This is a genomic window from Achromobacter sp. 2789STDY5608621 (assembly GCF_001299375.1).
GTDB classification, from domain to species: domain Bacteria; phylum Pseudomonadota; class Gammaproteobacteria; order Burkholderiales; family Burkholderiaceae_B; genus Achromobacter; species Achromobacter insuavis.
This window is the reverse complement of record NZ_CYTU01000005.1, coordinates 1-8,604: the sequence shown is the minus strand read 5'-3', so window position 1 is coordinate 8,604 and position 8,604 is coordinate 1. Positions and strand designations below refer to the sequence as shown.

Genomic DNA, 8,604 nt, shown 5'->3' with positions numbered 1-8,604 from the left:
GTCCAGCCACAGCACGCGCAGCTTCTTGCCGGTGTCGCGGCAATGGCGCGCCACCGCGCTGATCGAGCCGATGCCCAGGCAGTGGTCGCCGCCCAGCAGGATCGGCAGCGAGCCCTGCGTCAGGGCCTCGTACATGGCGTCGTGCACGGCCTGGTTCCAGGCGGCCACCTCGTTCAGGTGGCGGTAGCCGTCCACGGGCGGCTGCCAGGGGTTGGCCGGGCCATAGAGGTTGCCGCGGTCGGTGACCTGGAATCCCTGGGCTTCGATGACCGGGCCGATGCCGGCCACGCGCAGCGCCTCGGGGCCCATCGAGGCGCCGCGGGCGCCCGCGCCGATGTCCGTGGGCGCGCCGATCAGGGTGACATGCGGGGGCAGGGTAGCGGTGTTTTGCAAGGTCGGACTCCGTCATGCAGGGTTTCGGTATCGGGGTCGAGTGTAGCGCCGTGGCGTGACGCGATCGCCATGGCGCGGGCAAGGCCATTGGCCGCGCGGGAACGGCGCTGCGGCACAATAGCCGGGCCGATCGAATTCTTTTCCGGATGATCCCATGTCTTTGCAATCCCTGTTCCTGACCCTGGCGCGCGGCGCCGCCGCGGCCGCCCTGGGGCTGGCCTGCGCCAGCCCGGCGCTGGCGGCCGACAAGCCGCTGCGCATCGGCCTGATCCCGAGCGTGGCCAATGCCGCCACCGAGCTGGCCGTGGCCGAGGCCCGCAAGGCCGGCCTGGAGGTCGAACTGGTCGAATTCAACGACTGGGTATTGCCCAACATCGCGGTGGCCGACGGCTCGGTCGACGCCAATTTCTTCCAGCACGAACCGTTCCTGCAACTGTTCAACGCCCGCCGCGGCGCCAACCTGACGCCCATCGCCTACGGGTATTCGACCACCATCGGCCTGTTCTCCAAGAAGCTCAAGAAGGGCCAGCCGCTGCCGGACGGCGCCACCATCGCGGTGCCCAACGATCCGGTCAACACCGGCCGCGCCTTGCTGCTGCTGGAGTCCATCGGCCTGATCAAGCTCAAGCCGGGCGTGGCGCACCAGGCCACGATCGAGGACGTGACCGACAACCCCAGGAAGCTGAAGTTCGTGCAGATCGAGGGCTCGCAGTCGGCGCGCGTGTTCGATGACGTCACGGCGTCGGTCACGTACACCACCTTCGCCAAGCAGGCCGGTCTGGACGAAAAGGACGGCCTGGCGTTCGACAACACCGATCCGGCCAATGTGCGCCGCTACGCCATCCGCTGGGTCGCGCGGCCCGACCGCGCGCAGGACCCGCGCCTGCTGAAGTTCATCGCCATCTACCAGCAGTCGCCCGAGGTCAAGGCCAAGCTGCGCAGCCTGTACGGCGACCTGATCAGCTTCCCCTGGTAGCGCGGGGCCGCTGCGGGGCGGGAGGGGCCCGGGCGGGCTTGACGTTTCTTGGCAATTGCCGCGCGGCCTTGACCGTATACTGGCCGCGCTTTGCACCCCCGGGGCCGATCCGGCCCCGCCGTGACGCCTTTGCCCGCCCGCCACCCCATGCGACTCGTTTCTTCGAATGACGCCCTGAATGCCTCGTCGCCGCGCCTTGCCGGCGGCGACCGCGCGGGCGCGCCGGACCCGCGCGACGAGGAACTGGCCCGCCTGCGCCAGGTGGTGGCCCAATACGAGGCCCTGTTCCACAACGCCCCGGTTCTGATCAACGCGTTCGACGAGCGCGGCCAATGCCTGCTGTGGAACGACGCCTGCGAGCGCCGCTTCGGCTGGACCCGCGACGAGATCAACCAGCATCCCGAACCGCTGGCGCTGTTCTATCCCGACCCGGAGATCCGCGCCCGGGTCGTCGAAAGCGTCGGACGGACGCCGCAGCGCGGCTTTCGCGAATGGCGGCCGCTGACGCGCGACGGCGAGCGCCTGTCGGTCATGTGGTCCAACGTGCGCCTGCCTGATGGCAGCGTGGTCAACATCGGCATGGACGTGACCGAGAACCGCCGCAACGAGGCCGCGCTGGCGCGCCTGGCCAAGGTCGACGGCCTGACCGGCTGCTGGACCCGCGCCGAGATCCTGCAGCGCATGAAGACGATGCTGGAGGCGGCCCGGCAAGGCGCCGGCCATACGGCGCTGATGCTGGACCTGGATTATTTCAAGCAGGTCAACGACCGCTACGGCCACCTGGGCGGCGATGCCGCCTTGCGCCACTTCTGCGACCAGTTGCGGGCCTGCCTGCGCGAGGGCGATTCGGTCGGACGCCTGGGCGGCGAGGAATTCGTGGTGCTGCTGGCGGACGCCGGCCAGGACGTGGCGCTGGCGGTCTGTGACCGGCTGCGCGCCAGCCTGCGCCAGCACCCGGCCAACATCGACGGCCACGCCGTGGTGCTGTCGGCCAGCGGCGGCATCACCGGTTTCCTGGAAACCGACGCCAGCATGTCGGACGTGCTGCGGCGCGCCGACCAGGCCTTGTATCAGGCCAAGCGCTCGGGCCGCGATTGCGCGGTGGTCCTGCCGTCCTGAGGCGTCAGGCGGCGGCGCGGCGCTCGCCGGCGCGGCGGCCGTTCAGGCGCCAGTGCAGGGCCAGCGCGGCCAGGGCTACGGCGGCCGCGGCGGTCAGCCCCAGGCTCTCGAAGCCGGCGTGGGTGTAGAGCGTGCCGGCCACTGCGGTGCCGACGCTGGCGCCCAGGTAGGTGGTGCAGGTATTCAGTCCCAGCACCGCGCCGCGTTCGTCGGGCCGGGCCCGCGACAACAACAGCACCAGCAGGTTCAGGCTCAGTTGCGAGGCCGCGCCCCACAGCGCGGCCAGCGCCAGCACCGCCGTCAGCGCGTGCGCGGCCGGCAGCAGCGCCAGGTAGACCAGGGCGATGGCGGCCAGCGCCAGCGGCAGGGCGCGGCGTGGGCCCAGCCGCTCGATCAGCGGCGCGCCGCCCAGGCCGGCCAGCAGGAAGCCGGCGCCATAGGCGAAGGCGATGAAGCCGACCTGGCCCGCCGACAGTCCCAGCAGGGTGCGCACGTGATCCGCCAGGAAGGCATAGACCCCGTAGAAGGCCGACGAGAACGCCAGGCAGCCCAGCAGCAGCACCGGCACGTCGCGGTACGACAGCGGCGCCAGCAGGCGCGACAGCCGCGGCGGCGCGGCGTGGGCGCTGCGGCGTTCCGGCAGCTTGCGCAGCCCCGCCAGCGCGACCGCGGCGCACAGGGCCAGCACGGCGTAGGTGGCGCGCCAGCCTACCGCGTCGGAGATCAGCGCCGACAGGGGCACGCCAGCCACCAGCGAGACCGACCAGCCCGAGATCACGCGCCCCAGCGCGCGGGTTTCCTGTCCGGCGGCGGCCACCAGCGAGGCCGAGCCGTAGGCCGCCGGCAGGATCACGCCCGCGGCGGCGCCGGCCAGCGCCTGGGCCACGGTCAGGACGATCCAGTGCGGCGCGGTGGCCGACAGTAGCAGCGCCGCGATCAGCACCGCCATGGCGATGAGGAGGGAACGGCGGATGCCCCAGCGGTCGATGCGGGCCGCCAGCAGGAAGGCGCTGGCCGCGGTGGCCGCGCCGTAGGCCGAAATGGCGGTGCTGACGGTGAGGGCGGTGCTGCCGAACGAACGCGCCACGTCCGACAGGATCGGGCTGAGCGCCAGGCCGTTCGAGCCGACGACGCTGACGGCGAACATCAGGGCGGGGATGGCGGGGGGAAGCGGCTGGCGGCGCGACGGCGCGCGAGCGGTGTTGCGGTTCTGCATCCGCGGAATTTTATTGGAATAAAATAAGGGTTAATACCGATATTCCTTTATCCCGTAAAAGTTCGAATGCCGTTAGGCAGAACCAGATTCCAATGCCAGATCTCGACGACCGCGACCGAAAACTATTAACGCTGCTGGCGGACGACGCCTCGCCGAGCTACGCCGAATTGGGCAAATTGCTGAACCTGTCGGCCCCCGCCGTGCACGAGCGGGTCAAGCGCCTCAAGCGCGACGGCCTCATCAAGGGCATCGCCGCGCGGCTGGACGGCGCCCGCATCGGCCGCCCGCTGCTGGCGTTCGTGCACGTGGACACCAACAACTGGAGCATCACCCAACAGGTGCTGGGCCTGGCCGAACTGACCGAGGTCGAGGAGATCCACACCATCACCGGCAAGAGCGCCATGCTGCTCAAGGTGCGGGTGCGCGACACGCAGGCGCTGGAGGCGCTGCTGGCGCGCATCCACCAGATCGAGGGCATCACCAACACCACCAGCGATATCGCGCTGACCAGCTACCTGGAGCGCGGGCCGCTGCCGGACGACGCCTAGTTCAGTGCACCGGCCGCAATCGCAGGCGGGTGATCTCGGACGGCGCGCCCAGGCGCTTGGGCGGGCCCCAGTAGCCGGTGCCGCGGCTGATGTAGACCCACATGTCGCCCAGGCGGTGCAGGCCGGCCGTGTACGGCTGCTGGAAGCGCACGAAAAAGCCCCAGGGGAAGAACTGGCCGCCATGCGTGTGGCCCGACAGTTGCAGGGTGTAGCCCAGCGGCGCGGCCGCGGCCGCGCTGCGCGGCTGGTGCGCCAGCAGGATCTTGGGCAGCGCATCGGCCGGCGCGCCGGCCAGCGCCGCCGCGGGGTTGCTGCGCTGGCGCGGGTCGAACGCGCCAGCGCTGTAGTCGGTGACGCCGGCCACCACCACCGGCAGGCCGGCGGGATGGATCACGGCATGCTCGTTCATCAGCACCCGCAGGCCCATGCGGCGGAATTCCGCCACCCAGGGCGCGGCGCCTGAATAATATTCATGGTTGCCGGTCACCAGGTACACGCCGAAGGGCGCGCGCAGCTGGCCCAGCGGGCTGGCCTGCGCCGCCAGCTGCTCGACGCTGCCGTCCACCACGTCGCCGGTGATGGCGATGACGTCGGGCGTCAGCTCGTTGACCGCGTCGACGATGGCCTGCACGTAGCGCCGCTTGATCGTCGGCCCGACGTGGATGTCGCTGATCTGCACAATGGTGAAGCCGTCCAGGTCGGTCGGCAGGCCGCGGATCGGCACGTCGACCGTCACTACGCGGGCGCGCCGGCGGGCGTTGTAGAAGCCGACCAGCGTGGCCGCCAGCGCCAGTGCCGCGACGGCGATCGCGCTGATGCGCCGCAAGTCGATCCAGGGCAGTCCCGGGCCCGTCGCCAGGCTCACCAGCCACGTCACCAGCAACAGCGCGTCGCGCAGCACCGTCAGCACGAACAGCGACGAGAACAGCCCCATGGCGATCAGGCCGACCCAGGCGATGCGGTCGCCCCAGGGCGGGTGCACCGACGAGCGCGCCAGCATGCCCAGCGGAATCAGGATGCACGACAGGATCAGCAGCAGGATCGCGCTCGCCGAACCCGGGCCGTCCAGGCCGGCGTCGGGGATCAGGCGGGCGCCGACGTAGACGTGGGCCAGCGCGCCCAGGGTCAGAAAGCGCAGGAAAAACGAGGATTGGCGTAGAGACACGGGCGGCGGGGCGGGGGCCGGCGCGAGGGACGGCCCAACGGTAGCGAAGGAACCCCCATTCTATGCCCTGCGCGCACGGCATCCGGGATGGAAATGCCACGGGCGGCGCCAGATGGACGCCGCCGCTTGCGCGTGACGGCCGCCTCAGGCGGGCGTCAGCAGGCTGGCGTCCATCTGGTCCAGGCGGTTGATGCCGAGCATGGCCATGTTGCGGTCGACCTCGGCGCGCAGCAGGCCGATGGCGTGCGCCACGCCGGCCTGGCCGCCGACGGCCGCGGCATAGTTGAAGGGACGGCCGACGAACACGAAGCGCGCGCCCAGCGCCAGCGCCTTGAGCACGTCGCCGCCGCGACGCACGCCGCTGTCCATCATCACCGGCATGGCGCCGGCGGCCGCCACCACGCCGGGCAGGGCGCGCAGCGGCGAGATCGCGCCGTCGAGCTGGCGGCCGCCGTGGTTGGAGACGATGATGCCGTCGGCGCCGTGCTCGCGCGCCAGCCGCGCGTCGGCCGGGTGCAGGATGCCCTTGATGATGAGCGCGCCCTGCCATTGCCGGCGGATGCGCGCCACGTGCTCCCAATTGAGGTGGTCGCGGGCGCTGAAATCACGCAGCACCGAGCCCGACACGATGGGCGCGCCGCGCGTGGCGAACGAATTCTCGAAGTGCGGCATGCCGTGGGCCAGCAGCGTGCGCAGGAAGGTGCCGGCGAGCCAGCGCGGCCGGGTCAGGCCGTCCCAGGCCAGCCGCAGGCTCGGCTTGAGCGGGGTGGAAAAGCCGGTGCGCACGTTGTTCTCGCGGTTGGCCGACACCGGGATGTCCACCGTCAGCACCAGGGTCTCGTAGCCGGCGCGGGCGGCGCGCGCCACCAGCGCGTCGATGCGCGCGGGGTCGCCGGGCAGGTAGGCCTGGAACCAGGTGCCGGGCGCGGCCTGGATGACGTCTTCCAGCGCGATCAGCGCGGTGCCGCTGAGGATGGCGGGAATGCCCTGTTCGTGCGCGGCCCGCGCCAGCACGATGTCGCCGCGATAGGCCGACAGCGCGCTGATGCCCATGGGCGCGATGCCGAACGGCGATTCGTAGCGGCGGCCGAACAGCTCGACCTGCTGCTGGCGGCGCGAGACGTCGACCAGCACGCGCGGCTGGAAGGCGTAGCGGCCGAAGGCCTCGCGATTGGCCCGCAGCGACTGGTTGTCCTCGGCGGCGCCGGCCACGTAACCGAAGATCGGACGCGGCAGGCGCCGGCGCGCGGCGGCCTCGAAGTCGTCCAGCGACAGCATGCGCGCCAGGGCGCGGGACGGGCGGCTCGGGGTGGCGGCGCGGGCGGCGGCGGGCAGGGCGGTGGTGGTCATGGCAGGTTCGAAAAAGCGCCAATCTACCCACGGTAGTTAGCCACATAAAGCGAATAAATTCTGAATTTCCTGTTCGCTTTATTGAAAGTAAGGCGCCGCCTGATCGGCGCATGGCGCGCCTCGGCGCCGCCGCGCGGCCGGGCCAGGGCGTCCGTCGCCTTCCAGGCGGCCGTCCGAGCGCGATTCGTTATCGGAACCTGAGAAATTGTGATAATTCGCATCATCACCGCGCATTCTCATTCTTTTGGCGCAATCCGCAGCGCCAGGGCTCCCGTCGATCCGCTGCCGCCGGCCGCGCGCGGGCATGCCCGGCGCGCCAAGATTTGGTTGCATATTACGCACAGCTGAATTTCCGGTCGGGCCAAGCCGGCGTGTTATTTCTCTTTGGCCCCGCTGTAGGACTGCGCATGGGAGACCCCTGACTGTGCCGGCTTCAACCCTGTTCCAGCGTTCCAGGCAGCCATGAGCGGCAGCCTGTTCAATTCCGAGTCGCGCCTCTATCGCCTGCAGGGCGAGGGCGTGCTCGCGTCGTTGCAGGTGGAGGGCTGGATCGCGCGCGAGGCGCTTTCCGGCGTCGGCCAGTTGCGCGTGGTGGCGCTGTCGGATGACGCCGGGCTGTCGCTGCAGGACATGATCTCGCGCCCGGTGACCTTGTGGACCACGCGCGCCGACGGCAGCCAGGCCGGGCGCAGCGGCGTGATCCGCGAGGCCGAGCTGCTGGCGGGCGACGCCGGCCTGGCGCGCTACCGGCTGACCGTCGTGCCGTGGCTGTGGCTGGCAACGCAGCGGCGCGCCAGCCGCGTGTTCGAGGGCAAGGCCGTGCTGGACATCGTGCGCCATGTGCTCGATGGCTATGAGGGCTATGTCTACCGCATCGCGGCCGACGTCGAAGGCGCGCTGGCCGACCTGGCGCCGCGTCCCTACACCACCCAATACCGCGAAACCGACTATGACTTCCTGATGCGCCTGCTGGCCGAGGCCGGCCTGGGCTGGACCGTGCTGGAAGACGAAAGCGTGCCCGCGCGCCACGTGGTGCAGCTGTTCGCCGACAGCCGCAACCTGGCCGAGGACGCCGAGTCCGCGGGCGGCGGCATCCGCTTCCAGCGCGCCGCGGCGACCGAATCGCGCGACACCGTGCAGGCACTGGCGCGCCAGCGCCGCCGCACGCCCGACAGCATCACCGTGCTGGGCTGGCACGACAGCGGCAAGCGCGCCGTGGCCGCGCAGGCGCCGGTCAACCCGGCCAGCGGGCAGGACGACGCGGCGGGCCTGGACTGGTACGAGATCGCCGGCCATGGCGGCTTTGCCGACGAGGCGCAGGCCCGCCGGCAGGCGAACCTGGCGCGCGAGGCCGTGCGCGCCCGCGCCGAGACTTTCGCGGGCCGCGGGGTGGTGCGCACGTTCCGCTCGGGCACGCGCTTCACGCTGCGGGACCTGTCGTCGCTGGGGCCGGCGGGCGAGGTCGGCTTCGAGCCCGTCTTTGCGCTGGACTGGATCGAGCATGTGGGCATCAACAACCTGCCTCCGGAAACCCATGCTTCGCTGGCGCAGCGGCTGGGGGGGCTGGATGCGTATCTGATGCTGGATGGCGAGGCCGCGGCTTCGCAATCCCCCGATCCGGCGGTACTGGCTAAAGCGCGCGAGGTGGGCTACGCCAACCGCTTCGAGTCGGTGCGCTGCGACCGGCCGTGGCGGCCGCAGCTGGCGCACCAGCGCGGCGCGCGCCTGAGCGGCGCGCCGTCGGTGCACGGCGTGCACACGGCGGTCGTGACTGACGCCGAGGGCGGCACGCAAGCGAAAGAGCAGGACGAGATCCTGCGCAACAAGCGCGGCGACG

General features: G+C 71.0%; 8 protein-coding genes. 4 read left to right on the top strand and 4 right to left on the bottom strand.

Annotated features, from left to right (window positions below):
• Nucleotides 1-309: arginase family protein (locus AOZ53_RS07235; protein ID WP_369816798.1), on the bottom strand; the 309-nt coding region annotated here is incomplete at its 3' end.
• Between the two features lie 238 nt (nt 310-547).
• Here AOZ53_RS07235 and AOZ53_RS07230 point away from each other — a divergent pair.
• The gene (locus AOZ53_RS07230; protein WP_054487403.1) at nt 548-1,369 is read left to right on the top strand and encodes a MetQ/NlpA family ABC transporter substrate-binding protein; all 822 of its coding nucleotides are present in this window, start codon (nt 548-550) and stop codon (nt 1,367-1,369) included.
• Between the two features lie 147 nt (nt 1,370-1,516).
• On the top strand, nt 1,517-2,488 hold the full coding sequence (locus AOZ53_RS07225; protein WP_054487401.1) for a GGDEF domain-containing protein: 972 nt from the start codon (nt 1,517-1,519) through the stop codon (nt 2,486-2,488).
• 4 nt (nt 2,489-2,492) lie between these two features.
• On the opposite strand, the gene AOZ53_RS07220 is transcribed toward AOZ53_RS07225, so the two are convergent.
• The gene (locus tag AOZ53_RS07220; protein ID WP_054476750.1) at nt 2,493-3,704 is read right to left on the bottom strand and encodes an MFS transporter; all 1,212 of its coding nucleotides are present in this window, start codon (nt 3,702-3,704) and stop codon (nt 2,493-2,495) included.
• A 92-nt stretch (nt 3,705-3,796) separates the two neighbouring features.
• Here AOZ53_RS07220 and AOZ53_RS07215 point away from each other — a divergent pair, with 92 nt between their 5' ends.
• Entirely contained in the window at nt 3,797-4,252 is a 456-nt protein-coding gene (locus AOZ53_RS07215; protein ID WP_006394840.1) for an Lrp/AsnC family transcriptional regulator, read from the top strand.
• A 1-nt stretch (nt 4,253) separates the two neighbouring features.
• Here the strand turns inward: AOZ53_RS07215 and AOZ53_RS07210 are convergent, their stop codons facing one another.
• Together AOZ53_RS07210 and AOZ53_RS07205 are read right to left on the bottom strand one after the other, a co-directional pair.
• Complete coding sequence (locus AOZ53_RS07210; RefSeq protein WP_054434046.1) at nt 4,254-5,417, bottom strand: metallophosphoesterase; 1,164 nt, start codon at nt 5,415-5,417, stop codon at nt 4,254-4,256.
• A gap of 144 nt (nt 5,418-5,561) precedes the next feature.
• Nucleotides 5,562-6,767, bottom strand: coding sequence for an alpha-hydroxy acid oxidase (locus tag AOZ53_RS07205; protein WP_054476746.1), 1,206 nt, complete (start codon nt 6,765-6,767; stop codon nt 5,562-5,564).
• Between the two features lie 462 nt (nt 6,768-7,229).
• On the opposite strand from AOZ53_RS07205, the gene AOZ53_RS07200 reads away from it, so the two are divergent.
• A partial coding sequence (locus AOZ53_RS07200) for a type VI secretion system Vgr family protein (RefSeq protein WP_197286459.1) occupies nt 7,230-8,604 on the top strand: 1,375 nt, incomplete at its 3' end.